The sequence below is a fragment of the Microcoleus sp. AT8-A3 genome (assembly GCF_036705675.1).
In the GTDB taxonomy this organism is placed as follows: Bacteria; Cyanobacteriota; Cyanobacteriia; order Cyanobacteriales; family Microcoleaceae; genus Microcoleus.
Map to the genome: position 1 here is coordinate 250,371 of NZ_JAUBVD010000001.1, position 24,925 is coordinate 275,295.

A 24,925-nucleotide genomic window follows, 5' to 3' on the forward strand; every position below is an offset into this window, starting at 1 on the left:
GTTGTACACTCAGGATTTCCCAGAAAAGCCCTGTACCAACCATCATTTAACGGCTGCATTTGTAATAAATCTTAACTCCTTCGCTCATAATTTTAGTCTATCCTAGTAAATTAAGTTAGTGTAATTTAATAAATATGCAATTAAGTGAAAGAGCCAAACAATTAATTCCTCAAGCGAGAATTGTCAGTTTTGCAACTTGGAAAAATTTATATTCAGATGAAGTAATTGCCATTTTTCAAGATGCTGACAATCAAAGTCGATATCTCACAGATGAGGATTTAGAACGCATTGAAAATATTCACCCTCATCTCTCTTTAATGCTAGAAAAAGCCAGATTATTGCGAGATCGAGCTCCTGATATTGTTGCTGATGCGAGGAAAAAGGTATTAGCGGACTTTCCCGATATCACTGAGCCTGGTAATGACCTTTATCCTCCCGAACGTGCTGAAGCCTGTTGGCGAGATTTTTGGCAGTTCCTACGGTGTATCACCTATGGAATTGCAGGTAACAATCCTCAATTTACTAGCCCAGAAGGGCTCAAAAATATGGAGCTACTGTATCAAGAATTGCGGGTTCCTGTTTCGGCGATGCTTTGTGGACTAGAACAGTTGAAAAAAGTTAGCTTGCAGCATTTTAATTCTGAAGACCGGGATTTATTGAGTCTCTCTTTTGACCATTTAATCAGTGGGTTAAAAACTTTTAGTCAAGCTTAATCAACTTCCTTACTATTTATTGTCTAAAGCAGATTTTCTAAAGCAGTAGCAACAACTCGATGATTTGAGTCTTGCCTAAGTTGACCTAAAATTTCCTTAGCCTGCGGAGCATCAAAATTCTGCAAAGCAGATGCGACGTGCTGACGCATACGTTCATACTCAGAATTAGCCAGCATTAATAACTGAGAAAGTGCAGCCTGTTCCTGATTAGTTCCGGCTAATGTACCAAGTGCATCCACAGCCGCTTCCTGGGTGGCCATATCTTCGCCAGCTAAGGCTTCCATACAGACCTCAAAGAGTTCGCTTTCGCACTTCATATCAACCAAAACAGCCAGAATACTACGACGAACTAACCAGTGGTCATCCTGAAAAAAAGTCGAGACTAAATGAGATGCAGCACATCGACCAAAAAGCGAAAGAGAATTAGCAGCCTCAGCTCGCACATTCGGCGTATTATCAAATTTCATGATTTGGAGCAATGCGGCGAAGGATTCAGCGGTTTGTTGTGTCCCAAATGCTCTGCTGACAAAGGAACGTACTAAGAACTCCGGGTCATCGAGTTTGCCCTTGAGCAAGGGAACGGCAATCTCTGGTTGATAATCCTTGAGAGCCGCGACTGCCTTGAGTCGATACTGAAAATCAGGATTGTTCAGAGAGGTTTCGATTTCGTGAATATCCATAACTACAACAAAGTATAATTTTTCTTTATTTTAACCAAAAAGTTCCTAATTATGCAAATAACCAAAGATATTTTAATAATTAATAACCTTGGCGGTTGTTATAGCTAAGCTCTTTGATCGAATCGAGTCTGAAAACAGCCGTACTTGAACCAATATTGCCGCAGTTCATGATGAGGTGTATGCAAACTGGCTTTAGCCTGATAGAGAATCACTTGTCGATGATTTCCCATCCAAAGTCGTTTGGCTGGTTCAACAGAAATTAAGCACCCTCCTAGACTGTTAACACATTCCTCAAATCGCTCAACTGCTGGATAGTCTAAAGTTTCAAAAACTAGCAATTGACCGCAAAAAATTAGGTGACGACTTCTGATCCAAGCCTGAATTTTTTTACAAGCTATTGGGGGTAGCATTTTTCAGATCCTCAGCTTGAAAACTGAGTGATTTATTTTTATTTTCAAGTGTTACATAGAAGAAAAAGAGCGAATAATAAACTCGCTCTATAGAAAGCAGGAGATACCAAACTTCAATGAAGACAAAGGTGAAGTCTAGGTAAATTTAGCCAACTTCAGTAATACTGAGAATTTTTCCTCCCATTTTCTGAATATTTTTAATTTGCTTAGACATTTGAGCATAGCTGACTTCATAGCTGATATTGCTCACTCTGACCTTAGCACCACCAGACTTAGCAGCAGTAATCCGAAAACGTTTACCAGTTGTGCTAGAGGCTCCACTGTTAGCAACGCTAGAAAGTTTGATTTTCTGAGGCAGATTGCTCGCAACCGTAGCAATTAATTGAGCTTGATTACTGCTATCGCTAGTAGCTGATCCTCCCAGCAAAGACAGCATCCGATTAAACCCGACATTCTTGATACCTGTTTGGCTGCGAATGCTCCGAGGATAAGGCACAATATTCTCGCCAAAGTTCTGGCTGTAATCGTCACTATCGATATAAGAATCGATTTCGGCTTCATAGCCTTGACCGTTACAAATTTGGACGTGCTCCGAAATCTCCTTCTGTTCTAAAGGAGCGCGACCAAGTAAATGCTTGCAGTTTAACTCGATGAACCGATAGGCAGAATTGGTGTTAAAAAAGAGAGATTGATAAAGGTCTGATTTTGCGACTTGTCTGACAAATTCACGCACCGTAATATCACCATTGCGAAGCAAAGATTCAGCACTGGTGAGACGCTGACTTTCCATCAGGTGAGCATTTCCTAACACCTGTCGGTAAGCAGCACGAATGACGACTTGTAAATCGTCTTCCGTTGCATTGGATCGCAGTTCTACTGGGTCACTGACGAAAGCTGCTGTTAAACTGGACATTATTTTTTCCTAACGTTAATTAAAGTTTGATTGAGAGTGTAAAAAAAAGTTGCTGTTGGTTGAAATAACTTGAATGAGGCGAACACATCTGTTATTGAGGGACAGAAAAACTATCTGTTCCTATCGTTATCGCTTTCATATTTGCGAGGCTGATAAGATAAAAATTGCGATTGTTTCCGAGAGGGTAGAGAAGCAAATCTTTACTTCTCTACCCGCGAATCACTTTAGGCTTCAAGCAACTTCTGTGATGCTGACAATTTTGCCGCCTGCACGATGAATGCGCTGAATTTGCGGAGTCATATTCGCACCGGATACAAGATATTCAGTGTTACTTAGTCGGCGAGGACTATCAAATTTAGACCCCTTCGCTAAAATCTTGAATGTCTTTTCGGTGGCATCTTTGTAAGCACTGATCCGACCGCCTGTTGTTGGTAGAGTAATCTTGTTACCGCTATTGCCAGCCACAAAATCTACTAAGCGAGAAGCGGTAAAAGCACTATCAACTCCTGCATAACCTTGATACAGGGAAAGGGTGCGATTGTAGCCGACTTGCTTTTGTCCGACTTGACTTTTTGCTCCTTGATAATAAGGAACGGTATTCTCGCCAAATTTTTCCTGATATTCTGGACTATCGAGATAAGAATCAATTTCTGCCTCGTAGCCTTCTTGGGTACACCGACAAATATGCTCAGAAAGTTCCTCTTGAGCTAAAGGAGCGCGACCCAACAAATGTTTGAAGTTTAGCTCGACAAAGCGGTAAGGAGCGCAGGATTCAAAATACCGACTGCGATAAAAGTCAGATTTAGCCACAGCGCGGACAAATTCTCGTACCGTTATCGTGCCATCGCACAACTTGGATTCTGCAATGGTCAGGCGTTCACTTTCCATGACATGGGGATTGCCCAATACTTGCTTGTAAACAGCGCGAATTACCGCCTGTTTATCATCGGAACTGCTGGTAGGCCAAAGTTCTACTGGCGCATCTAAAACGACACTCATTGACTTTCTCCTCAGAATAAATAACGCTTCAAAACAGAGAATTAGGGATTGTGAAAGACACGCTCAGGGAGATAATTCCCCAAGTCGTTAAGGCAGAAGTTTGAGCGGTTGTTAGTTGACAGCAGTGATGCTGGAAATTACGCCGCCTTGTTTGTGGATGCGTTGATATTCTTGCGAGAGCCTATCAAATGGTACGAGATAGGCTTGATTGCTAGAGCGAAATTTAGAGACTCGGTTCATCACAGTCGTTGCTGAAGAACGATATCCAGTCACAGTAATGCGATAAACTTTGCCTTCTGCTGAGGCGCCTAATCCAGCACGAGTACGGGAATTGATACCAGATTCTTGGAATGCCCAACCATCTCCAACTGCACCACCTGAAGGGGGAACTATGGGTAGGGGGGTTTGCTGAATCACGAATTTATTCAGAACAGGGGTTTTTCCAGAAAGACTGCCCTTGAGGTCGCTACTGGAAGCTCCCCGCAAGAGAGCAAACATATGAGTAAACCCAACCATATTTTGTCCTGGCTGGGTTTTGTAGCCTCTGAAATAGGGAACGATATTTTCCCCGTAGGCATTTTGGTATTCATCGCTGTCGAGGTAAGAATCAATTTCTGCCTCGAAGCCTTCAGTATCTAGAATGGTGCTATGTCCTCTCATTTCTTCTAAGCCATCAGGAGCCCGACCTAAAAGATGTTTGAAATTGAGTTCTATAAACCGATAGCGAGGACAAGTATCGAAAAAGCGAGAGCGGTAAGCGTCTGATTTTGCCAGAGCGCGGACAAATTCGCGCACACTGAATTCACCACTTTTGAATTGGGATTCAGGAATCGTCGCCCGTTCACTTTCCATGACGTAAGCATTACCCAAAACTTGCCGGTAAACGGCACGAATAATGGTTTCTACTTCTTCTTGTGAACGTCCTGGAATTAGTTCTAAACGGGGTGTTTCTTCAAATAAACTGACTCCAAGTCGAGATGCAGGTCCAAAAACCATTGAAAAAATCTCCACAATTGTATTACATGAGAAACTACCATACTTAGACGTTCTATTAGAAAACTTTACATAACTTAACACAAACTGCGCTGGGCGAGCTTATCTGTACTACACAAAGAGGTTGATATTTTGGCTCTGACTCTGTTCCTACAATGTTTTTTCTGTAATACGTCGTTAATTGTTGTAATATATACCGAATGTGACTTGAAATTATTACGCCGATAAGTTATGGGATGTGAGGTAACTCAGTGGCAAAACTTTGACGCTTTTCAAACTGTAGAGAACCAAAAGCCGACCCCCAAACCTGTTGATGGGTATTCACGTCCAGACCTCGATCGAGGCTACTCCAAGTTTTTTCTGTAATTTCGACATCACTGACTAGGTAGGTGGAACAACCTCTTTTTTCGATGAGACAAAGGTTTCCAGGTTCCACACTGCCTCGAAACATTTCGCCGTCTCGTTGAAAAATCATGGAACAGTTATAGCGTCGTTGCAGACTATCTGGTTTAATAGTTTTGAGAATGCTTAATTCTCGTGCGGCTCCGGCGTACTGTATGGGGTCTTGGAGGCTATAATTTTCAATATAAATCCGATCTCCCTGGTCAATTAAGCGATGAACTCCCTGACGATAGGGAGTCCAGAGATCGTGGTCGTAAACCTGTTCAGAGTAAAAGCCAATGGCATTGAAAAATTCAAAGGGTAAGGGACGAAAAAATATCCGAATATGGGCAAATTGTTGTGGGTTATCAAAAGATTGCTGATAGTTACTAAAATCCCCAGCCATCCACTGAGCTAAAGTGATTAAATCATTGCTTTTAACGGAATTCATAAGCTAAGGAGAAGGTAGAAGAAAGTTTATTAATAGCAATTAGCAATTCACTAATTGCCTGACAGCGAACGAATCTCTGAGGAAAATGATGCCGTTACTACTCCACTTCCTCCACTGGTTTTAATTAGGGAAACACGAAACCGTAAATTAGGATTAGCAAACCAGATTTTTTCTTCCGCTGCGGCGTGTTCGTAGCTAGTCAAAAGCACAAAAGTTCCATCCTCTGCGATATGATAGTCACCTGCTGCGGCAATAGTTTCAGCATAACCTTGATCTCGTAATAACTTACCGCGATTAGGTATATTTGGATCGGGGATTGGTACAAGAATACAACTTCCCTTAACCTCAGAATTCTCATCCCAATCTGACTCACCCTCCCAACTCATTTGAAAAGGCATGACTGCTTGGGATGGGTCAACACTATACAATTGACAGAGTTCGATTACTGCCCGATCGCCCGGTGAGATAGCAACGATATCAATGACTGACTGCACAGCTTCAAAGTGTCTGAAAGTCAAATGATGGGCGCTGCGCTGCGATCGCCACCGTCCTAGAGAATTTTCAACAAACTGCTTAATATTGTTCATGGAAAACATTGTACAGGGGCAAGAGCCAAAATATTCTTGTCTTCAGAACTCCGCTTTTGGCGCCCCTGTCCACGAAAAAAAGTGCTTTTAGCCACAAAAGTAACAAATTGTTACTTTGTTTCTCAGGAATGAGACAGAGGCAACACCCCACAGATATATTCAAAACCATTAAGTTAGTCACCCAGTTGACCAACTGAAATCAGAAATAATTTTTCTAAGTTAAGGAGAACTCAATGCTTGACGCTTTTTCAAGAGCTGTAGTTTCAGCCGATGCCAGCACCTCCACCGTCGGTGATATCAGTGCCCTGAGAGCTTTCGTTGCCAGCGGCAACAGACGCTTGGATGCTGTAAACGCGATCGCCAGCAACGCTAGCTGCATGGTTTCTGATGCTGTTGCCGGTATGATCTGCGAAAACCAAGGCTTGATTCAAGCTGGTGGTAACTGCTATCCTAACCGCCGCATGGCTGCTTGCTTGCGCGATGCAGAAATCATTTTGCGCTATGTCACCTATGCTTTGTTGGCTGGTGATGCTTCAGTTCTTGATGACCGTTGCTTGAATGGTTTGAAAGAAACCTACGCAGCTTTGGGCGTGCCCACTACCTCCACCGTGCGTGCCGTTCAAATCATGAAGGCTCAAGCCGCCGCTCACATCCAAGACAATCCCAGCGAAAAATTTGCTGGTGCTAAGCTCCGCAAAATGGGCAGTCCTGTAGTAGAAGATCGTTGTGCTAGCCTCGTTGCTGAAGCTTCCAGCTACTTCGATCGCATCATTTCTGCACTGAGCTAGTCAGTTGCTAATCGCAAGTCGCTCAGCAAAATTGAAACTACGCTCACTGTCGTCAAAATCACTTTAGGAGTTTTAGGAAATGAAATCAGTTCTCACCACCGCTATTGCCTCTGCTGATGCAGCAGGCCGCTTCCCTAGCACCTCAGATTTAGAATCAGTTCAAGGTTCTATCCAACGCTCTGCTGCTCGTTTAGAAGCTGCCGAAAAACTAGGCAACAACCTCGACGCAGTTGCTAAAGAAGCTTATGATGCTTGCATCAAAAAGTATCCTTACTTGAACGAAGCAGGTCAAGCTAACTCCACCGATACTTTCAAAGCAAAATGCCATCGCGACATCAAGCACTACCTGCGCTTGGTTCAATATTGCTTAGTTGTTGGCGGCACAGGCCCTCTGGATGAATGGGGTATTGCTGGTCAACGCGAAGTTTATCGCGCTTTGGGCTTGCCTACTGCTCCTTACGTTGAAGCATTGAGCTTTGCTCGCAACCGCGGTTGCGCTCCTCGCGATTTGTCTGCTCAAGCTTTGACTGAGTACAATGCTCTTCTTGACTACGCGATCAACTCCCTGTCCTAATTAACTGACAGGTTTGTAATGTCGTGACTGGGTAGTTTTTACCCGACAAGTCTAGGAACTCTTGGCTCGTTGCTTTACCGATTTTGGTGAGGTAAGGGTAAAGAATTCCTAGGCTTGTTATTGTGTTTTAATAGGCATATCATATTATAGTTATTGCAGACTGCTAATTTTATGGATAAACGCTTTTTTAGTTTTTTTAATTTAACGGAAGACCAGGCGATCGCCCTTTTAGATACGCCCCAAGCTGAAATCGGCGAAGAGGATTCCCGCTACATAGCTGCTTCTCACTTGATCAATTTCTCAAGTGATCGATCGATCGCAGCACTGATGCGAGCAGTACAACAAACCGATCCGGTGCTGGAAAACCGGATTGTGCGCCGCAAATCGGTGGAAACATTAGGAAGATTGCAAGCTGTGCAAGCATTGCCGGTGATTCGCACCTGTCTGGCCGATGATGACTGCTACACGGTGGAAAATGCCGTTTGGGCGATCGGCGAAATTGGCACTCAAGATGCCGATATTTTAGCAGAAGTTGCTCAATTGCTCGACAAACCGGGACAAACCTACCGGGTAATTATCCACACCCTAACTAAATTAGATTATCAGCCAGCCGTAGCCAGAATTCGCAGATTTGTCGATGATATTGACCCGCCGACTGCTAGTGCTGCGATCGCCGCAATTTGTCGCTTAACCAGAGACTTTTCTCAAATGGGAAAAGTTGTCGCGATGTTGCAACACAAAAATGTCCTGGGGCGCAGATTATCTATTCAGGATTTGATAGATGCGCGTTACTACGATGCAATTCCAAATATTGCCAGATGTCCGGTATCTTTAGTCTTTAGACTCAGAGGAATTAGGATGTTAGCAGAAGCAGGAATTGCTGAGAAAATCCTGACATTTGCTAACATTAAACCCCATTTGGAACAAACATTAAGAGACTATCCAGCAGATTTAGATTTAATACATAGTTATGAAAAATTACCCGACTTACCGTTTTTGATTCGCCAATTATACGAAACAGATTTTGGACGTTGCTATCTAGCAGCTAAAACTATACTAGAAAATTACTCAGAGGATGCACCAGCCGCCCTGTTTGCTACCTTTGCTGAAGAAGCAAATAATGACTATGGAGCGCATTTTCATGTGGTAAAATTGTTTGGTTGGTTAAAACATTCTCCCGCCTACGATTTGTTATTGGAAGCTTTGCATCACTCCCAACCCCAGTTTCAGAAATCCCGTGCAGCGGCGGCGATCGCCCTGGGGGAACTGGGAGAACAACGTGCTATTCCCGAATTGAAAATCTGTCTGGAAACTAAAATCTGGGATTTGAAGTATGCTGCATTAATGGCACTAGAAAAACTTGGTGATGTCAGCGGTTATGAAATTGCTGCGGCCGACCAAGATTGGTTGGTTCGAGCTAAAGTAGATGCTCATACTTGTGTAACATCCGAACTATCTTAATTTAGGACGGGAGGCAGAAACCGGGTTTTTTTACGACAATATTGTATCCCTGCCTTTAATACTGGTAAAAAACCCGGTTTCTTTGATATTTATGCGCCCAGGATTGTTAATTCAGCTTAATCAAAACACCTAAAACCCCAAAAACCATGACAACAGATGCTTTGTTTGAACAACTAAAACACCCGAACCCTCATCTGCGCGATCGGGCAATGTTTGAAATTGCCGATTCCCGCGATGAAAATACAATTTCTCGACTGGTGGGCATTTTAGATGAAGAAGATGTCACCTATCGTCGGGCGGCGGTAAAAGCCTTGGGCGTGATTGGTGAAGATGCCGTGCCATCGGTGGTGGACGCATTGTTAAACAGTGATAATGTGACTGTGCGAGGGAGTGCGGCGAAGGTATTGGCACAAATTGCGATTAATTATCCAGAGTTGCCGTTTCCTGAAGCGGGCTTGCAGGGATTAAAAAAGGCGATCGAAGATCCGAATCCTGTGGTTAATATTGCTTCTGTGATGGCCTTGGGGCAGATGGGTTCGTCTGCTTTTGAGATTTTGGTGGAGTCGCTGAATACAACGGATAATGTGGCGGTACAAGTGGCGATCGTGAATGCTCTTGCTTCTGTGGGCGATAGCCGTTGTGTAGAAGTTCTGACCACATTTGCGAATGATGAATCGGTGGATTCTTATGTGCGGGAATCAGCGACAAGTTCTTTATCGCGGTTGGATTTGGTGATGAATTACAAGCGTGCAGATAGTTAGATATAGTGACATTTTTAGCACGACTCTCGATCGCACACAGCACTTGCAGCCAACGCGAGCGCGGTTAGAGTTGACGCAATCTGTCGAGCTTTTTTAACTGTTGTGACTGTTCTTGCAATCGAGTTTCGAGCTTCTGACACACAAGTTCGCATATATTCAAAATCATCGGGTCAGTGATTTGATAGTAAACACTGACTCCCTGCGGTTGCTGTTGAACGATGCCTGCCGGGGTCAAAATCTTGAGGTGCTGGGAAACATTGGCTTGCCCCAGCCCTGTTTCCTCAATGATTTTAGTGACATTTTTGATCATGTTCGGCTAATCACTTGTCTTTGTTCACGCTCGTGTCGCAATCTCAGATGGTGGCGATTGCTTCCCTTCACTGCGTTGGGCTGGGTGCGGACAAATTATAACTAAGGATCGCGAATTAAATAACTTACAATTTTAATTGTTATTGTGGGATGGGCGTCCCGCCCGTCCACTCATGACGGGCGGGACGCCCATCCCACTTTCCTTGCGGAATTTATTTAATTCGCGATCCTAAGTACGATCGCTCTTTTAGTCTTTACCCTTAATTATTCTAGTTTCTATAGTTGCTATAATAGCAGCGAATACTAACCAGACTGCAACTCATGCTAAAAACCATCGAAGGTATTTGCATCGCTTGCCAAACCCTCCTATGATGGTTCATCATAATCTTGATGATTGTTTCGTTTCATTCTCATAACTAAGCTAATATGCGATCGCTTGTACTAACTCTAGCTCTCATATGTTTAGCCACCCCCGCTGTTGCCACAACCTGCGAGGAAAGCTTTCAAAAAAAGGGGGACTTTTTGAATGGTTCCGCCTTTTCTGCACGTGTTCAGGTTGAGGGGTTATCGATAGAGAGAGCATTTTCCCAATTACGACCAATTTTGGCGCGCGAGGGCATCAAGACTCTCAGCACGGATCTGAACTTAGGTGTCATGAAAGCCGAAAATCCCGCAACAGCATTTCAGCGGGCTTTGCCGATCGATGTTTTTGCCTCAGCCGACGGAAATCTATTAAATGTCGAAATGATTTTTACTCTTCCCAGTGGCGTGACTGCAAGTAGGGACACCGTGAAGGGATACTTGTGTGGTGCACTAAATCAATTGTTGCCCCAAACTACAAAGTAATATCTAATCATTCATTTGATGAATTGTAGTTTCCAACACTCGATCGCAATACCCAATACTTCAAAATTAACTGTGGTCGATCGCGCGCTCAATGAGCGTGCTCCATCGTTGCTTGCAGCTATTGGATCGCCCTTTTAGTTTCTAGGACTTCGGTATTCAAGATGATGTTAGTAAAGCATTGATATAGCCTTTCTCAGAAAGATTCGCGGACGTAGTTGGGCCCCGGCCCTATACGTTTCAGTGGTTATATAAGCTGTCATTCATACCTCATCTTTCGCTCGAACCGCTATATGTCGCCGCACGAGGTATTGTTGTTGCTCTGCACAGAACTGCTCGGGACAGATCACCACACCAGTGCCAATGCCATCGACTACTGTTGTAATATTACCTTCAGTGGCTGACCTATTTTGCATACCCACGGAGTTTGCTATGATTCGCCCGATCGCGCCCGATGACACGACTGCATTAATCGCCTTAGTTGAGGCAATTGGATTCGAGCCACACGAGACCGAAGAACTCGCCCTCATGCTGGCAGACTACTTCGACGGCGAAAATAGCCAAGACATCTGGCTCACCGACGATGACGGCGGGCTGGTGGGGGTCGCGTATGTTGCGCCGGAACGAATGACCCAGGGGACGTGGAATCTATATCTAATTGCCGTCTGTCCAGATCGTCAGCAGCAAGGACGCGGTACGGCACTGCTAACCCACGTCGAACAGATGTTGGCCCAGCGGGGCGAGCGCGTGCTGCTCGTGGAAACATCGGGACTGGAGAGCTTCGAGTACGTTCGATCGTTCTATCGCAAGAGCGGTTACGACGAGGAAGCAAGAATCCGCGAGTTCTACAAGGCGGGCGAGGACAAGATCGTTTTCCGCAAGGCTCTGAACGCTCTGGGGAAATAAGCCTGCGTATTGAGCTCTTAGGTATCGACCTAGTAGGATGCTGAAGGCATCTTCACTGTCTACCTGGAAAGATTAGGCTCCCTCACACTAGGGAAGCTTTCAAAATTGCGCCGCACCCAATCCATCCCCACTTCATTATTGAGTTTAATTTTCTGAGGCGTATCGGGATAAATTTTTCCTAAAATATCCGCATCTTGATCGACGACAACTTTACCAAAATTGAGATACGTTCCCCCCAACACCTTAAATAGAGGATGCTTTGCTTGACCGAACAGCAAAATATAAGTCCGCGTCCGATTCTCGGCTTCTGGTACGAATATATGACACTGTGCAGCTTTGCCGAATGGCATTTCTCCATGAAAAATTACTAGGGATGGGAAATGATTTTCTAAGTGAGCTTTAATGGTGCTCGGCAGCAACCACAAATCTGGCTTTCTGAGCTTTTCTGCCAAACTGTAAGGGGCCGTCGGCATATCGTAAAACGCATGGGATTGATGTCCCTCATCAATGAATTGATGAAATTCCACATCGGTAATTCTAAACAAGTCCCGGTGGGTGCCGTTTTGATGGTTGTAGTCGTGCATATTCAGCAGCATTGTCAGCAAATCTGTCTCGATACTGCGATCGGCGGTATGCCCGATGAAGTAGTAAGTTTCGGCGATTTCATTCAGTACGTTGGGAATGGGGACTTGCGGCTGGTATTCCCCGTAAGACCAAATGAAGTCATCTTGAACAATCAAATCTAACGGTTTCAGTAAGGGCAAAGTTTTCTGATTCGATCCGGGCAATACGGTGCAGCCGCCCGCATCAAATTTCAGGGCATGGAAGGGGCAGACAACACCGCTTGGGCGATCGCCTTCGGTTTCGCACCATCCTTCCGACAGCATTGCTCCCATGTGCGGACAGGCATTGGGCAAGGCATGGATGGTTCCGGCAGGATCTTTCCACATCACATAGTCGGTGCCGTACAAGGAAATTTTGCGAGGCTGGTTCGCTGTCAGCATCGATTTGTGTGCCAACAACCAAGGCGCACCGGGAAGCATAGACTGCATGGTGTTCTCCTTTAGACCTAAAATTGTGAGAGATTTGTCGCTTTTCTAGAATATGACAGAAGATTCGCATTCGTCAAGCAGTTTGCGCCGTCAACCGAAACAGCAGCGGGGTAAAGAAAGAGTCGAAAAAATCTTGGATGCAGCAGCAGCAGTGTTTGACGAGGTGGGCTATTGGGAGGCGACTACCCATCTAATTGCAGCAAAAGCAGGGACAGCCATCGGTTCTCTGTATCAGTTTTTTCCTGATAAAGCTGCCATTTTTAATGCAATGGAACTGCGTCATGCCGATCGGGTCAAGGCGATGTGGGCGCAGGCGAACACGTCGGAAATCGTTCAGTTACCGCTGCGCGAAATGATCCATACCCTGGTCACTGCTGTTGCAGAGATGTTTGAACAGCCTGTATCGCGGGTGGTGTTCGTGCAGTTTTATATAGCGCGCGAGATTTTCCAGTCGATCGATGAAAGTATGACTCAGGAAGCGATCGACTTTATGGCAAGTCTTTTGCAGCAGAGAAATCCCAGCTTGGGGGAGGCGCAATGCAGCCTGTTAGCAGAGGTTTGCGTTCACAGCAGTAATGCTGTCATTCTGTCGGCACTTCGGAACCCCGATCGACAGTATCGCCAACAACTCGTAGGGCAGATTGAGGATTTGTTGGTGTCGTATTTAGAGCCATATGTGGGGGAAAGTCGATCGAGTCATGTAATGAAAGTAATGAAATGTCCTCATTGTCGATCGGAGCAGTTGTCCAAAAACGGTTATCGACGGGGGAAGCAGTGCTATCGCTGTAAGGAATGTGGCAAACAGTTTGTAGAGAATTCCCAGCGATCGGTTATTTTGAAGATGAATTTGGTCGATCGGACGTGATATGAAGCGATCGATTATTGCGTGAAGTGAGTTGATGTTGAAGATGAGTGTCGAGGCAGCGTGTTGAAGTCGGCTCGATATTTCGATCGGGTTCTCGCAATCATTGCGTTACAATTTAGTTCAAAACAAAATTCTGTATGCTGAGCGACCAAAACAAAGCAATCGTTCTCCAGTTCTACAAAGCCTTCGACGATCGCAAAATGGAACAAGCCTTAGAACTTCTAGCGCCGAATTTTATTGCTCGCATGGCGGGAATCCCGGAGCCATTGGACGGGGAGGAGTTCAAGCAGTTCGGGATGTCATTTTATCTAGCTTTCAGTCAGGGTAAACACGTTTTTGATGAGGTTCTGGTTGCAGGCGATAAAGTAGTGACGTGGGGAACCTTCACAGCAACACACCTCGGAGAATTTCAGGGTCTGCCGCCAACGGGCAAACAAATCAGCTTGGCGATTATGCACATCGATCGAGTCGAGAACGGCAAAATCGCGGAGCATTGGGGGCAGGGCGATGCACTTGGATTAATGCAGCAGTTAGGGATTGTCTTCTTGCCGGGCCCAAAGTTACTACCGCACATTTTGAGAGGTGCTGCGTCCAAACTGTTTAACAAATCCGCCCAGAAATAAGATTGTCAGAGCTTGTAGTTGACAGCGGCAGAACAAGTCACGGTAAGAGTTAGGTCGCGATCGCAATACCCAATACTTCAAAATTACCTGATTTGTCGATCGCTTTTCAATGAGCGTGCGATCGTTAGTTTCTAGCGTTATTCTTGTACTCGGTGCGCTCTTGGGAAAAGACGATCGCGCTCCTTACAAGTTGTGATTTGAGCGGGTTTATTGCTCTGAGTTAAGTTTCCGTAAAGTGATCGGTGAGACAGTTCTTTGTAGGCGATCGGTGAGACAATCACCTTAGAAGTCTTTCAAAGAGTGATGCAAAGATGAGTACAACTAGGATATTCAGCAGTTCTAAATTCTTTCAACCGACTGAGGGAGAGCCTGTTCGCTCGATCGTTACCGAATCTAAGGAGGCTGTCGTTGTCGCCTGGTATATCAAGCCAGGTCAGGCAATCCCCGCGCACACCCATCCCAACGGGCAAGACACTTGGACTGTTTTAACCGGGAAGGGAGACTACTATTTGGACAAAGCAGGCACTACGAAGTCGATCGCTGCTGGGGATGTTGTAGTCGCTCATACCGGATGTGTACATGGAGTATTCAACAACGGTGATGAGCCATTGGTTTTTATCTCAGTTGTGTCACCAGCCGATGCGGGGTATCAACTTGTCTCGTTAGAAAACTCTTTTGCTCTCCATCCCTAATTCTTCAATTCACCGGGTTGTATTCATCAGTTAGATTGAAAAAATCCAAGCATTTTTATAGCCATGAAATGGTTGATTCAATATCTTTGCGAAATCCAATTAGATAAAGCTATTCTCTGGTGCTATCTCATTTGGTATGTTATAGTAGTTTGTTTTCATTTTGACCCTTCGGTTAAGATATGGATCAATTCAATTGGTATAAGTGCTGTAATCGGTACGGGTCTGATGCTAAGTGTTTCTTCTAGTAAAGGCAAAAGAGATCGTTGGCAGGCATTTAGGTTATATCTCATGCCATTTTGTGTCTCAAGCTTCTCTGCCCTGATTAAAGAGGAGGGATTTATTGTATTTATATCACCAAATATCAAAGAAACAATAGTATCAGTATCATGCTGTGTTCTGTTTCTATCAGTTATTTTAGCAGTCAAATTATTTAGAAATAAACTTATTTAACAGGATGCGGAAAGTTTGTGAAATGCAGCATAAATATGACATTTCAAGTTGAAATTACCCCGATCGCCTTTAAGGACGATCTGGTAAAATTCTGCCGAGTTGTACCATACTGCCCTCTGTAAAAAAATTCCCCGCAAGCCCCAGACGAATATCGGCGGTAAGCGGGTTGCTAAAATCGGTCGATCGGGCTGCCATTTTTTGCCTTCAAATCTCTTTCTTTGGATTGATACGGATTTTAAATTCTGCCTTCTACTTTCTCCATTGGGGCTACACAAGCGGGGGGTAATGCCCTCCCTACCGTCAATTGTCAATAATTAATTATGAATTGCTAGTCTTCCTGGAGGAAGCCAAAAAGATATATCATCATCTTAACCGGATCATTTCTTCCCAGATATGTTCTACTGTTCTAATCCCAGATGTTCTAATCCTTTCAATCCAGACAACTCTAAATTTTGTCAAAGTTGCGGCAAGTCCGACCTCACGCCTCTCTTCAGAAACCGCTACCGCGTGATTCGACTGTTGGGCGAAGGGGGATTTGGCAGAACTTACGAAGCGGTAGATACGGATCGCATGGACGATCCCTGCGTAATTAAGCAGTTTGTACCCCAATTTCAAGGAACCTCAGCACTTGAAAAAGCCGCACAATTGTTTAAAGAAGAAGCGAAACGACTTTACGAACTCGGCGAACATCCCCAAATTCCTCGATTAATTGCTTATTTTGAACAAGACAAGCGACTTTATTTAGTACAAGAGTTGATTGAGGGGCAAACTTTACTAGCAGAATTAACTCAGCAGGGCGTTTTTAGCGAAGAAAAAATTTGGCAGTTGTTGGCAGATGTACTGCCGATTTTGAAATTTGTGCACGATCGCAATGTCATTCATCGAGACATCAAACTTGAGAATATCATGCGGCGCCGCACCTCTGTTAGCTCATCCCTGCCAAAGGCGGGAAATTTTCGGAATTCAGCTTTCCGAAGGGGAGGGCGGGGAGAGTTAGTTTTGATAGATTTCGGCATTTCCAAACAAGTGACGGGCTCGCTGATGAGCAAAGTAGGCACGACGGTAGGAACGCCCGGATATTCGCCGGTAGAACAAATGCGCGGTCAAGTTTTCCCCGGCAGCGATTTGTACAGTTTGGGAATAACTTGCCTGAGACTGCTAACTCAATGTTTGCCAAAAGTTGACGGTTCCGATGACCTTTATGACCCGATAAACGGCGGCTGGATTTGGAGAGAACGGTTGCCAGCAGGCACAAAAATCAGCAGCGAGTTGGCAAATGTTTTAGACAAATTAATTCAAGATTATCTCAAAAATAGATATCAATCTGCTGATGAAGTAATCAAAGCTTTAAATCTCTATTCTTTACCTCCCCAACCCCATTGTGCCAATGGAGGACAACTTGCTCTAAATTCTTTTCGGACAAAGGGAGGACAACTTGCCATCAATACCCCGCTCAATCAAAGCGGGCAAATCAACAGCAATATCTCTGTCTATCTGAGGGAAAAATCTAACACCAATCCGCCTCAGAACAAGGCAGCACAGAGAATTACCGCTGTCAAAAGCACTTTTGAATTTCAAGTGGTGACAGTAGACAAGCGCGGGAAGCCAACTAATGTTTACAGCGGTCAAGCGCGTTTTTTTGAAGAACATCTTGGGAACAGTACACTGCTGGAAATGGTATCAGTTCCTGGCGGTACTTTCCTCATGGGTTCTCCAAAAGAGCGGGGTGACAGCGACGAAAAACCTCAGCACCCAGTAACTTTAGGCTCTTTCTATATTAGCAAATTTCCAGTCACTCAGGCCCAGTGGACAGCAGTGGCGGCGCTGCCGGAAATTAAAATATTTCTCAATCCCAATGCTGCCCGTTTTAAAGGTGCAAATCGACCAGTAGAAAATGTATCTTGGTACGAGGCTGTGGAGTTTTGCGATCGACTTTCTCGCAAAACTGGTAAGAATTATCGCTTGCCTAGCGAAGCCCAATGGGAATATGCTTGCCGGGGGCAAACTACGGGGCCGTTTCATTTTGGGGAAACGATTACCAGCGAGTTAGCCAATTACAACGGAAATTCTAATTACGCTGACGCGCCCAAGGGAGTTTATCGCTTTCAAACGACAGATGTTGGCAGTTTTAAACCTAATGCTTTCGGATTGTACGATTTTCACGGAAATGTTTGGGAATGGTGCGCGGATTCTTGGCACAATAATTATAACGGTGCGCCTGCCGATGGTAGCGTTTGGGAGTCTGACGGGGAGTCTTCGCTGAGGTTGTTGCGGGGTGGTTCTTGGAACGATCATCCTCCGAATTGTCGCAGCGCGTGTCGCCTCAGATATCAGCCGGATTGCAAGGCTAGTATTGTGGGTTTTCGAGTGGTTGTTTCTGTTGTTTAAGAATGGCGATTCCCTACGGAATACATCCGCTTCGCGCACTTTTTAACTTAGGAATGAGAATTAAATAACTTCCACTCTTGAAAGTGGGATGGGCTCTTATAGCCCGTCATGAGTGGACGGGCGGGACGCCCATCCCACAATAACAATTAAAATTGGGCGACGGGCGGGACGCCCATCCCACAATAACAATTAAAATTGGGCGACGGGCGGGACGCCCATCCCACAATAACAATTAAAATTGTAAGTTATTTAATTCGCGATCCTTAACTAAAACTCAACCAGCTAAAAACTGTTTCGACAGTCAATTCTAACTCAATTCCATTAAGTATTGGCAAATTAGTTGCACCTTCGTAAAACTCCACCCTTTGCCCGGGAAATACCGCTAAAATACTTTCTTCTTCTGGAATCATTAACCAGCCCAATTCAGTGCCTTGTTGCGAACAAGCAAGTAATTTAGCAAGCACTTTTGTTTGGCTTTGTCCGGGAGAAAGAATTTCTATCGCCCAGTCTGGATAAATTTCAAAGCGGTTAGCAATTCTACCCGATGGTAGAAAGGGAATTCTTTCCCACCGGAATACTGCTACATCTGGGACGAGTGATACACCGCCGAAAGTGCAACGCAACTCGGGAAAAGCATAAGCAATCTTTGGTGTTTCGACTATTTGATTGATGACATTGCAAAGCTTACCTTGCAATCTGCTATGTTCACCTTGAGGCATCGCTTTTTGAATGATTTCTTTGTTGATATATTCGCAAGGTGGCTCCGTTTCTGGAAGTTTTAGGAACTCCTCTAAGTTGGGCGATATTTTAATAACTGCAGTCATAGGTTAAGTCGATTTTAGATTTGAGATTTTAGATTTTAAATGGGATAGATACCAGAACCCCGAATGTTTAAAAGTCGGGGTTCTGGTATCTATTATGAAGGACAAATTCTTGCCTTAACTAGCCTTCTTCTGAGGAGCCATTATGCGTTCCACACTCATAGCAGCCACGCTCAACGTCACCACAGCCATGCCGAGAATTGCCACAGGCTGCAACTTCTCATTGATAATTAGAAAACCGAAGAGTGCGGTCATTGCCGGCCCTAAAGTGCCAATTACTGATGCTAAGGCTGCCCCCGCGAACCGGATGGCAAAATTATTCAAAAGATAGCTAAACAGCGTCAGCACCCCTAAAACAACGCCTCCGACAATCAAACCCGGCCAAACATTTGGGTCGATTTTAGGAGCAAAATTGTCCGACAGTGGCACCCACAAACTCAGGGAGGAAAATACAAAAATCGCGCCGAAATTAACTAAACTAAAAGGAATTGGGTGCAGCTTGCCTGCGGCCATTTGCGTCAGCAATACGTAACCTGCAAAGGTAATCCCAGAAGCCAGTGCAGCCGTGACTCCCACCCCGACATTGCCGCCGCCCGGAGCAGGGGCCGCAAAACTCGGCCACCCAGCTAAAATCAGACCTGCGGTAATCCCGACGATCGCCAAAAAGCCGACTGTGCTGGGGCGAGAACCAAACAAGATCCAAGAACCGAGTACGGTGACGATCGGGTAAATAAAGAAAATCGTAATCGCGATCCCGGCTGGAATATTGCCGATCGCCAAATAAATCAAAACCTGAGACAAAAACAGAAAAAATGCGCTTCCTAAAACCTTACTCCACAAAGCTCGATCGCCCGACTCAAACAACCGCCTAATATCTTTCCACACAGAAGGATACAGAAATGTCGCCAATATCGGCATCAAAGCCATCACCACGATCAGCCGCATCAACAAAATCAACAAAGAATTTCCAAAACCTGGAGTCACCACCCCCGGAAATTCAAACAACCCAAAAACCATCCGAGGATTTTTGCTTTTAATCAGAATTCTCAAACAAACATTAAACAGCGACAATACCACCGCCGAAGACAAAGCCAGCACCAAACCTGTCTGTACTTGAGAAGATGCTTTAACAGTTGCAGCAGGCGCTGAAGAAGGCTGGGGCGCGGGTTCCCGCGGCGTTGCCGCAGGTGTTGGCTGCAGAAATTGCGGGCGGACAGAATTAAGAGAATTAGTTGATTCCTCGACATAGGAATCTTGAGCATCGAAAGGATTCTCAAGATATTCTTCTTCTGATTCGAGTTCTTCCCTGATGCGGTTTACGAGATTTTGTAGCAGCTCTTCCCCTTGCAGTTCCAGGGTTTTCATGTTGTTGAGCCGCACAGAAAGCTCGCTTTCGTAACTGGTTAAATCTTGTTCCAGCATCTGGAAACTGCGATCGATCCTTTCATCCAGCGCCGCCAGCAACTGCGATGCCCGTTCGTCGTAGTTGCTCGGCGGCAAGGGTATCGGGAACTCGCCGCTGGGAATAGGGCTGCTGAGAGAATTTCCCGAATTAGCGCTGAGTTCGTTGAACCGCTGCACCAACAAATCCTGCAAATTGTGAGCCAAAACTTGAGCCAACTGCTTCAGCCACAATTGCTGCTGCTGAATGTATCGCCCAGACAGAGATTCCATTTGCTGAGACTGCAATTTGCGATATTGCTCCCGGAGGTCTTCAATATCTTCAATCAGGTGATTTTTTTCAGTTTGCAGCCGAGTAATGTCTTGATTTAACTGGCCTTTGACATTTTGATGCAAAGCGTCCAGTTCTTGCATTACTGAGTGGAGGACTTCTTCTGCTGATTGTGTATCCTCTGGCTCGTCCTTTGACGAGTATACGTTCCGCTGCGCCATTAGCCTATAACCTCTAATTTAAACTGCACGTTCAGTGTTCTTAAGTATTGTGACAAATTAGGTCGCAAGTTCTAGTGAATTGATCTAAAAGATTGCGAACACTGTTGAATCAATAGTAGTCGCTAAGCTACAAATGTGAGAAAATTGCGTGAAGCAAAGCTATCCGGCCGGGAATCGCCCCAAGAACACTTTGTGCAATTAGAAATCATACTATAGCAATCCTAAATCAGTAAAAATATGTAGGGGTAGTGCTAAGAGTGCCTACCCCAGCCTGCATCGGGGCAACCGGGCGTGGGTTTTGCCCCTACAAGAATTACACAAATCATTGAGGATTGCTGTACAGCTTGACCTCTCCACGAATTGCTCCCGGTAATTCTCGCATATAACTCACCCGATTGCACCCGACTCACAAACCTAAGATCCCGTTCTGTGACTAAATTTGATTGGGGGGTCGCACTCCTAGCCCCTCAATGGATAACTTGATCCTGCAGGCAGAAACCCCGTTTCTATTCCCCGCGTCTCTCCCGCACTCCTGCACCCAGGTTTATGATTTTAACAGTTCCGATCTTTTGCTCGCGAAAGTTTTAAGAGGCGATCGCACCCTCAATCGATTTTAGATTTTAGATTTTAGATTAAAGAATTGAAGCATTGACTTGCGCGAGATAAATTCGGGGGGCCAGTTTCTCGGATACAGGTTTTTTATTTCTCCGTCCTGAGTCTGCGAAGGAATGAATCCGCGAGCTTGTATCCTGGATGCTGTCGGTCAAAAATCCCCCCCGCGCCATCAAAAAATTAACACATCCCATCCCCGAAGAGCAACAGATATGGCCTCCGAAATTTATGACAATTCCTTGACAAAGGATATAGAAAAACTGAATATTTCCTCAGAAGCCGAAGTGTTTGTCTTTCCGGCATCATTTGCCCAGCAGCGCTTGTGGTTTCTCGACCAATTCGCACCGGAAAACCCTTTCTATAATGTAGTAACAGCACTGCGCTTAACTGGTTCCCTCAACTTAACAGCCTTAGAGCAAACCTTCAACGAAATAGTGCAGCGACACGAAACTTTGCGAACCACTTTTGCAACGGTATCAGACCAACCAGTGCAGATGATCTCAGCGGCTTTCCAAACTAATTTAAAAGTATTAGACTTGCAAAATTTGCCGCCAGAACAACGGCCAACAGAAGCCAAAAAACTCTCTGCAGCAGAATCTCTTCGCCCTTTCAATTTATCCACCGGGCCGCTGATGCGAGTCACCATCCTGCGGCTGACAGAAACCGAGCATATTCTATTGGTAAATATGCACCACATAGCCTCTGATGATTGGTCGATCGGCGTGCTAATTCGAGAAATAGAAGCTATCTATACAGCCTTTATAAATCAACAGCCATCTCCTCTACCAGAATTATCCCTTCAATATGCCGACTTTGCAGAGTGGCAGCGCGAATGGCTGCAAGGTGAAGTATTAGAAACTCAGCTAGCTTATTGGCGGCAGCAATTGCACGGAATTTCTGTGTTAAATTTGCCTACCGATCGCCCTGCACCAGCTAGGCAAAATTATCGGGGGAAAACTCAATATTTAGAACTGCCTAAAAAGCTGAAGGACGCACTTGTAGAGCTATCGCAGCGAGAAGGAGCGACTTTATTTATGACAGTGCTCGCAGCATTTCAAACTTTGCTTTACCGCTACTCGCAACAAGAAGATATTGTAGTAGGTTCGCCGATCGCCAATCGCAACCGCAGCGAAATAGAACCACTAATCGGTTTTTTTGTCAATACTTTAGTGCTGCGAACAGACTGTTCGGGAAACCCGACATTTCGAGATTTTTTGGGCCGGGTGCGGGAAGTAACCCTGGGAGCTTACGCTCACCAAGATTTGCCTTTTGAGAAGCTAGTTGAGGAATTGCACCCAGAGCGATCGTTGAATCGCCACCCGCTGTTTCAGGTGGTATTCGGGCTGCAAAATGGGCCTGTGGACGAGCTAGAATTGCCCGAATTAAAGTTAAGTTCTTTTCATTTAGAGACTCAAACAACCCGCTTTGATTTAGAGCTGCATTTGTGGGAAGCTTCCGATAAGTTTAGGAACAGATACGGCGAACAGTGGGAAGATTCGGAAGGGCTCAGAGGCGTGGCTGTGTACAATACAGATTTATTTGATGAAGTTACCATCGCCCGAATGCTGAGGCATTTTAAAACTTTGCTGGAAAGCATTGTGGCTAATCCAGAACAAGGAATTGCTAACTTACCTTTATTGAGCGAGGATGAAGTGAATCAATTATTCAAAGAATGGAACGATACTCGCACAGATTATCCTCAAAATAAGTGCATTCATCAGTTATTTGAAGGGCAACTCCAGCAGCATCTGGATGATGTCGCCCTAACTTTCGACAGCCAAAACCTGACTTACAGAGAACTCAACAGTCGCAGCAACCAACTGGCGCGTTACCTACAAAAACGGGGTGTGGGGGCGGAGGTTTTAGTGGGGCTTTGTGCAGAGCGATCGATCGACCTAATTGTCGGGATGTTGGCTATACTGAAAGCGGGAGGAGCTTACCTACCGTTAGATCCGAGCTATCCGCGCGATCGGCTAAACTTGATGCTGGAAGATGCTCAAGTTAAAGTCTTGCTAATTCAAGATAAATTGATTGAGAATTTCCGAGACTTCTCAAACTCAGTGATTTACTTCGATCGCGATTGGGAAGACATAGCCAAAGAAAGCGCCGAAAATCCCGCCAACACCGCAACAGCAGACAACCTAGCTTACGTTATTTACACATCTGGCTCAACCGGAAAACCGAAGGGAGTTGCTGTCACCCACAAAGCAGTAAATCGGCTGGTACTCAACACCAACTATATAAAAATAGAACCTAGCGATAAAATTGCCCAAGCATCAAACGCTTCATTCGATGCAGCCACATTCGAGATTTGGGGAGCCTTGCTTAACGGCGCTCAACTCGTGGGAATTAGCACAAATATTACCCTTTCGCCTCATGATTTAGCCTTAGAACTGCGCCAAGAAGGCATCACAGTTTTGTTTTTAACAACTGCCTTATTTCAACAAATTGCTAGAGTTTTACCGCAAGCTTTTGATTCGCTGCGCTGCTTGCTGTTTGGCGGAGAAGCGGTCGATATGAGATGGGTTAAAAAACTTCTCAAACAAAATCCAACTACTAAGTTAATTCACGTTTACGGGCCTACAGAAAATACCACATTTTCGGCTTATTATTGCGTGCAAGACGTACCAGAAACCGCAACATCTATCCCCATCGGCCGCCCGATCGCCAACACGCAAATTTATCTCCTCGATGCGGATTTGCAGCCGGTGGCGATCGGTGTTATAGGTCAATTGTACGTCGGCGGTGACGGATTGGCGAAAGGCTACCTCAACCAGCCGGATTTAACTGCTGCTGCATTCATTCCTAATCCTTTTAGCAATAAATCTGGTTCTAGCCTTTATAAAACAGGTGATTTAGGTCGCTATTTAGCTGACGGCAACATCGAGTTTTTAGGCCGCGTTGACGACCAAGTAAAAATTCGCGGCTACCGCATCGAGTTGGGAGAAATTGAAGCGGCTTTGTGCCAGCATCCACAAGTGCGCGAAGCAGTAGTAATTGTGAGGGAAGACATCCCAGGCGATAAACATTTGGTAGCTTATGTTATTCCTGACGGCATCGATAAAAAATCAGAAAATCACAATCTAAAATCAAGTGACTTGCGCCAATTTCTGAAAGAAAAGTTACCAGGATATATGGTTCCTGCAACTTATGCAGTGTTGGAGAATATGCCACTGACGCCTAATGGCAAAGTAGACCGCCGCGCCTTGCCCGATCTAGATACAGACAGCGAGGATATAACAGAAAATTATGTAGGGCCTCGGACTGAGCTCGAAAAGGCGATCGGGAAAATTTGGGCTAAAGTTTTGGGAAAACAGCAGGTTAGTATCTACGATAATTTCTTTGAACTAGGCGGGCATTCCCTGCTAGCAACTCAGTTGATTTCTCGCATCCGAGACGCTTTGCAAGTCGAGTTATCGGTCAGCAATTTGTTTGAGGCGCCGACTGTGGCGAGTCTGGCAAAATACATTGAAACAATGCGCTGGGCCGCGAAAGGTTTGGATACTCCCAGAACCGATGAAAAGGAGCGAGAAGATGTGGAATTCTAAGCCCTTACATAATGGCGGCATGATTTTGATTGTTGTGTAGAATTGGCATCTGCCCTGTCGGTAGAAATTACCCCAATGGGAACTCATATTCAAGCCTGTTTCACGAGGAGATTTAGACCTGTTACTTGCTAACCTGCTAAAGGCTGAGGCTGTTTATATACTTGCAAGATTGCTTGCGGGGCATTACAAATAAGGGAGAAAAAGTTCTCTCA

At 45.1% G+C, this 24,925-nt stretch carries 24 protein-coding genes; 12 read left to right on the forward strand and 12 right to left on the reverse strand.

Annotated features, from left to right (window positions below; translation table 11 throughout):
- Window positions 1-134: 134 nt before the first annotated feature.
- On the forward strand, window positions 135-713 hold the full coding sequence (locus QUB51_RS01055) for a phycobilisome protein (RefSeq protein WP_333259565.1): 579 nt from the start codon (window positions 135-137) through the stop codon (window positions 711-713).
- 23 nt (window positions 714-736) lie between these two features.
- Here the strand turns inward: QUB51_RS01055 and QUB51_RS01060 are convergent, their stop codons facing one another.
- From QUB51_RS01060 to QUB51_RS01090, 7 genes are all read right to left on the reverse strand, one after another.
- Complete coding sequence (locus tag QUB51_RS01060; protein ID WP_333234150.1) at window positions 737-1,393, reverse strand: HEAT repeat domain-containing protein; 657 nt, start codon at window positions 1,391-1,393, stop codon at window positions 737-739.
- A 104-nt stretch (window positions 1,394-1,497) separates the two neighbouring features.
- Window positions 1,498-1,803, reverse strand: a complete 306-nt coding sequence (locus tag QUB51_RS01065) for a hypothetical protein (protein ID WP_015174910.1) — start codon at window positions 1,801-1,803, stop codon at window positions 1,498-1,500.
- Window positions 1,804-1,948: 145 nt separating this feature from the next.
- Window positions 1,949-2,716 (reverse strand): phycobilisome rod-core linker polypeptide, encoded by a 768-nt coding sequence (locus QUB51_RS01070; RefSeq protein ID WP_333234149.1) that lies wholly within the window; start codon window positions 2,714-2,716, stop codon window positions 1,949-1,951.
- A gap of 231 nt (window positions 2,717-2,947) precedes the next feature.
- Entirely contained in the window at window positions 2,948-3,715 is a 768-nt protein-coding gene (locus tag QUB51_RS01075; protein ID WP_333207985.1) for a phycobilisome rod-core linker polypeptide, read from the reverse strand.
- A gap of 111 nt (window positions 3,716-3,826) precedes the next feature.
- Entirely contained in the window at window positions 3,827-4,711 is an 885-nt protein-coding gene (locus QUB51_RS01080; protein WP_333207983.1) for a phycobilisome linker polypeptide, read from the reverse strand.
- A gap of 226 nt (window positions 4,712-4,937) precedes the next feature.
- A complete protein-coding gene (locus QUB51_RS01085) occupies window positions 4,938-5,540 on the reverse strand; it encodes a chromophore lyase CpcT/CpeT (protein WP_333207981.1) in 603 nt (200 codons plus the stop codon).
- 50 nt (window positions 5,541-5,590) lie between these two features.
- Entirely contained in the window at window positions 5,591-6,127 is a 537-nt protein-coding gene (locus tag QUB51_RS01090; RefSeq protein WP_333207979.1) for a phycobiliprotein lyase, read from the reverse strand.
- A gap of 233 nt (window positions 6,128-6,360) precedes the next feature.
- Between QUB51_RS01090 and cpeB the strand changes: the two genes are divergently transcribed.
- From cpeB to QUB51_RS01110, 4 genes are all read left to right on the forward strand, one after another.
- Window positions 6,361-6,915 (forward strand): C-phycoerythrin subunit beta, encoded by a 555-nt coding sequence (gene cpeB, locus QUB51_RS01095; RefSeq protein WP_015174916.1) that lies wholly within the window; start codon window positions 6,361-6,363, stop codon window positions 6,913-6,915.
- Window positions 6,916-6,994: 79 nt separating this feature from the next.
- Window positions 6,995-7,489 carry a bleomycin hydrolase gene (locus QUB51_RS01100; protein WP_333207978.1) on the forward strand — a complete coding sequence of 165 codons (495 nt, stop codon included), beginning with the start codon at window positions 6,995-6,997 and terminating at the stop codon, window positions 7,487-7,489.
- Window positions 7,490-7,660: 171 nt separating this feature from the next.
- Window positions 7,661-8,950: a HEAT repeat domain-containing protein gene (locus QUB51_RS01105; protein ID WP_333207976.1), complete on the forward strand. Its 1,290-nt coding sequence runs from the start codon at window positions 7,661-7,663 to the stop codon at window positions 8,948-8,950.
- Window positions 8,951-9,096: 146 nt separating this feature from the next.
- Window positions 9,097-9,711: a HEAT repeat domain-containing protein gene (locus tag QUB51_RS01110; protein ID WP_333207974.1), complete on the forward strand. Its 615-nt coding sequence runs from the start codon at window positions 9,097-9,099 to the stop codon at window positions 9,709-9,711.
- A gap of 64 nt (window positions 9,712-9,775) precedes the next feature.
- On the opposite strand, the gene QUB51_RS01115 is transcribed toward QUB51_RS01110, so the two are convergent.
- Window positions 9,776-10,021 (reverse strand): ArsR family transcriptional regulator, encoded by a 246-nt coding sequence (locus QUB51_RS01115; RefSeq protein ID WP_333207972.1) that lies wholly within the window; start codon window positions 10,019-10,021, stop codon window positions 9,776-9,778.
- Between the two features lie 653 nt (window positions 10,022-10,674).
- Between QUB51_RS01115 and QUB51_RS01120 the strand changes: the two genes are divergently transcribed.
- The gene (locus QUB51_RS01120; protein WP_333234050.1) at window positions 10,675-10,866 is read left to right on the forward strand and encodes a hypothetical protein; all 192 of its coding nucleotides are present in this window, start codon (window positions 10,675-10,677) and stop codon (window positions 10,864-10,866) included.
- 260 nt (window positions 10,867-11,126) lie between these two features.
- On the opposite strand, the gene QUB51_RS01125 is transcribed toward QUB51_RS01120, so the two are convergent.
- On the reverse strand, window positions 11,127-11,279 hold the full coding sequence (locus tag QUB51_RS01125) for a hypothetical protein (RefSeq protein WP_333207970.1): 153 nt from the start codon (window positions 11,277-11,279) through the stop codon (window positions 11,127-11,129).
- A 16-nt stretch (window positions 11,280-11,295) separates the two neighbouring features.
- Between QUB51_RS01125 and QUB51_RS01130 the strand changes: the two genes are divergently transcribed.
- Window positions 11,296-11,769 carry a GNAT family N-acetyltransferase gene (locus tag QUB51_RS01130; RefSeq protein ID WP_333207968.1) on the forward strand — a complete coding sequence of 158 codons (474 nt, stop codon included), beginning with the start codon at window positions 11,296-11,298 and terminating at the stop codon, window positions 11,767-11,769.
- Window positions 11,770-11,828: 59 nt separating this feature from the next.
- Here QUB51_RS01130 and QUB51_RS01135 read toward each other — a convergent pair whose 3' ends face one another.
- On the reverse strand, window positions 11,829-12,821 hold the full coding sequence (locus QUB51_RS01135) for a Rieske 2Fe-2S domain-containing protein (RefSeq protein ID WP_333207966.1): 993 nt from the start codon (window positions 12,819-12,821) through the stop codon (window positions 11,829-11,831).
- 52 nt (window positions 12,822-12,873) lie between these two features.
- Here QUB51_RS01135 and QUB51_RS01140 point away from each other — a divergent pair, with 52 nt between their 5' ends.
- From QUB51_RS01140 to QUB51_RS01160, 4 genes are all read left to right on the forward strand, one after another.
- A complete protein-coding gene (locus QUB51_RS01140) occupies window positions 12,874-13,686 on the forward strand; it encodes a TetR family transcriptional regulator (protein WP_445243096.1) in 813 nt (270 codons plus the stop codon).
- Window positions 13,687-13,823: 137 nt separating this feature from the next.
- Window positions 13,824-14,309 (forward strand): ester cyclase, encoded by a 486-nt coding sequence (locus QUB51_RS01150; protein ID WP_333207965.1) that lies wholly within the window; start codon window positions 13,824-13,826, stop codon window positions 14,307-14,309.
- A gap of 311 nt (window positions 14,310-14,620) precedes the next feature.
- A complete protein-coding gene (locus QUB51_RS01155) occupies window positions 14,621-15,001 on the forward strand; it encodes a cupin domain-containing protein (RefSeq protein WP_333207964.1) in 381 nt (126 codons plus the stop codon).
- Window positions 15,002-15,844: 843 nt separating this feature from the next.
- Window positions 15,845-17,839, forward strand: coding sequence for a bifunctional serine/threonine-protein kinase/formylglycine-generating enzyme family protein (locus tag QUB51_RS01160; RefSeq protein WP_333259561.1), 1,995 nt, complete (start codon window positions 15,845-15,847; stop codon window positions 17,837-17,839).
- 263 nt (window positions 17,840-18,102) lie between these two features.
- Here the strand turns inward: QUB51_RS01160 and QUB51_RS01165 are convergent, their stop codons facing one another.
- Window positions 18,103-18,663 carry a Uma2 family endonuclease gene (locus tag QUB51_RS01165; protein WP_333054376.1) on the reverse strand — a complete coding sequence of 187 codons (561 nt, stop codon included), beginning with the start codon at window positions 18,661-18,663 and terminating at the stop codon, window positions 18,103-18,105.
- A gap of 114 nt (window positions 18,664-18,777) precedes the next feature.
- Window positions 18,778-20,553, reverse strand: a complete 1,776-nt coding sequence (locus QUB51_RS01170; protein WP_333259558.1) for a DMT family transporter — start codon at window positions 20,551-20,553, stop codon at window positions 18,778-18,780.
- 824 nt (window positions 20,554-21,377) lie between these two features.
- Between QUB51_RS01170 and QUB51_RS01175 the strand changes: the two genes are divergently transcribed.
- The gene (locus tag QUB51_RS01175; RefSeq protein WP_445299450.1) at window positions 21,378-24,713 is read left to right on the forward strand and encodes a non-ribosomal peptide synthetase; all 3,336 of its coding nucleotides are present in this window, start codon (window positions 21,378-21,380) and stop codon (window positions 24,711-24,713) included.
- Window positions 24,714-24,925: the final 212 nt, after the last annotated feature.

Coding starts and splice junctions, on each gene's coding strand:
- QUB51_RS01055 (WP_333259565.1), top strand. CDS start 135: ATGCAATTAAGTGAAAGAGCCAAACAATTAATTCCTCAAGCGAGAATT.
- QUB51_RS01060 (WP_333234150.1), bottom strand. CDS start 1,393: ATGGATATTCACGAAATCGAAACCTCTCTGAACAATCCTGATTTTCAG.
- QUB51_RS01065 (WP_015174910.1), bottom strand. CDS start 1,803: ATGCTACCCCCAATAGCTTGTAAAAAAATTCAGGCTTGGATCAGAAGT.
- QUB51_RS01070 (WP_333234149.1), bottom strand. CDS start 2,716: ATGTCCAGTTTAACAGCAGCTTTCGTCAGTGACCCAGTAGAACTGCGA.
- QUB51_RS01075 (WP_333207985.1), bottom strand. CDS start 3,715: ATGAGTGTCGTTTTAGATGCGCCAGTAGAACTTTGGCCTACCAGCAGT.
- QUB51_RS01080 (WP_333207983.1), bottom strand. CDS start 4,711: ATGGTTTTTGGACCTGCATCTCGACTTGGAGTCAGTTTATTTGAAGAA.
- QUB51_RS01085 (WP_333207981.1), bottom strand. CDS start 5,540: ATGAATTCCGTTAAAAGCAATGATTTAATCACTTTAGCTCAGTGGATG.
- QUB51_RS01090 (WP_333207979.1), bottom strand. CDS start 6,127: ATGAACAATATTAAGCAGTTTGTTGAAAATTCTCTAGGACGGTGGCGA.
- cpeB (WP_015174916.1), top strand. CDS start 6,361: ATGCTTGACGCTTTTTCAAGAGCTGTAGTTTCAGCCGATGCCAGCACC.
- QUB51_RS01100 (WP_333207978.1), top strand. CDS start 6,995: ATGAAATCAGTTCTCACCACCGCTATTGCCTCTGCTGATGCAGCAGGC.
- QUB51_RS01105 (WP_333207976.1), top strand. CDS start 7,661: ATGGATAAACGCTTTTTTAGTTTTTTTAATTTAACGGAAGACCAGGCG.
- QUB51_RS01110 (WP_333207974.1), top strand. CDS start 9,097: ATGACAACAGATGCTTTGTTTGAACAACTAAAACACCCGAACCCTCAT.
- QUB51_RS01115 (WP_333207972.1), bottom strand. CDS start 10,021: ATGATCAAAAATGTCACTAAAATCATTGAGGAAACAGGGCTGGGGCAA.
- QUB51_RS01120 (WP_333234050.1), top strand. CDS start 10,675: ATGAAAGCCGAAAATCCCGCAACAGCATTTCAGCGGGCTTTGCCGATC.
- QUB51_RS01125 (WP_333207970.1), bottom strand. CDS start 11,279: ATGCAAAATAGGTCAGCCACTGAAGGTAATATTACAACAGTAGTCGAT.
- QUB51_RS01130 (WP_333207968.1), top strand. CDS start 11,296: ATGATTCGCCCGATCGCGCCCGATGACACGACTGCATTAATCGCCTTA.
- QUB51_RS01135 (WP_333207966.1), bottom strand. CDS start 12,821: ATGCAGTCTATGCTTCCCGGTGCGCCTTGGTTGTTGGCACACAAATCG.
- QUB51_RS01140 (WP_445243096.1), top strand. CDS start 12,874: ATGACAGAAGATTCGCATTCGTCAAGCAGTTTGCGCCGTCAACCGAAA.
- QUB51_RS01150 (WP_333207965.1), top strand. CDS start 13,824: ATGCTGAGCGACCAAAACAAAGCAATCGTTCTCCAGTTCTACAAAGCC.
- QUB51_RS01155 (WP_333207964.1), top strand. CDS start 14,621: ATGAGTACAACTAGGATATTCAGCAGTTCTAAATTCTTTCAACCGACT.
- QUB51_RS01160 (WP_333259561.1), top strand. CDS start 15,845: ATGTTCTACTGTTCTAATCCCAGATGTTCTAATCCTTTCAATCCAGAC.
- QUB51_RS01165 (WP_333054376.1), bottom strand. CDS start 18,663: ATGACTGCAGTTATTAAAATATCGCCCAACTTAGAGGAGTTCCTAAAA.
- QUB51_RS01170 (WP_333259558.1), bottom strand. CDS start 20,553: ATGGCGCAGCGGAACGTATACTCGTCAAAGGACGAGCCAGAGGATACA.
- QUB51_RS01175 (WP_445299450.1), top strand. CDS start 21,378: ATGGCCTCCGAAATTTATGACAATTCCTTGACAAAGGATATAGAAAAA.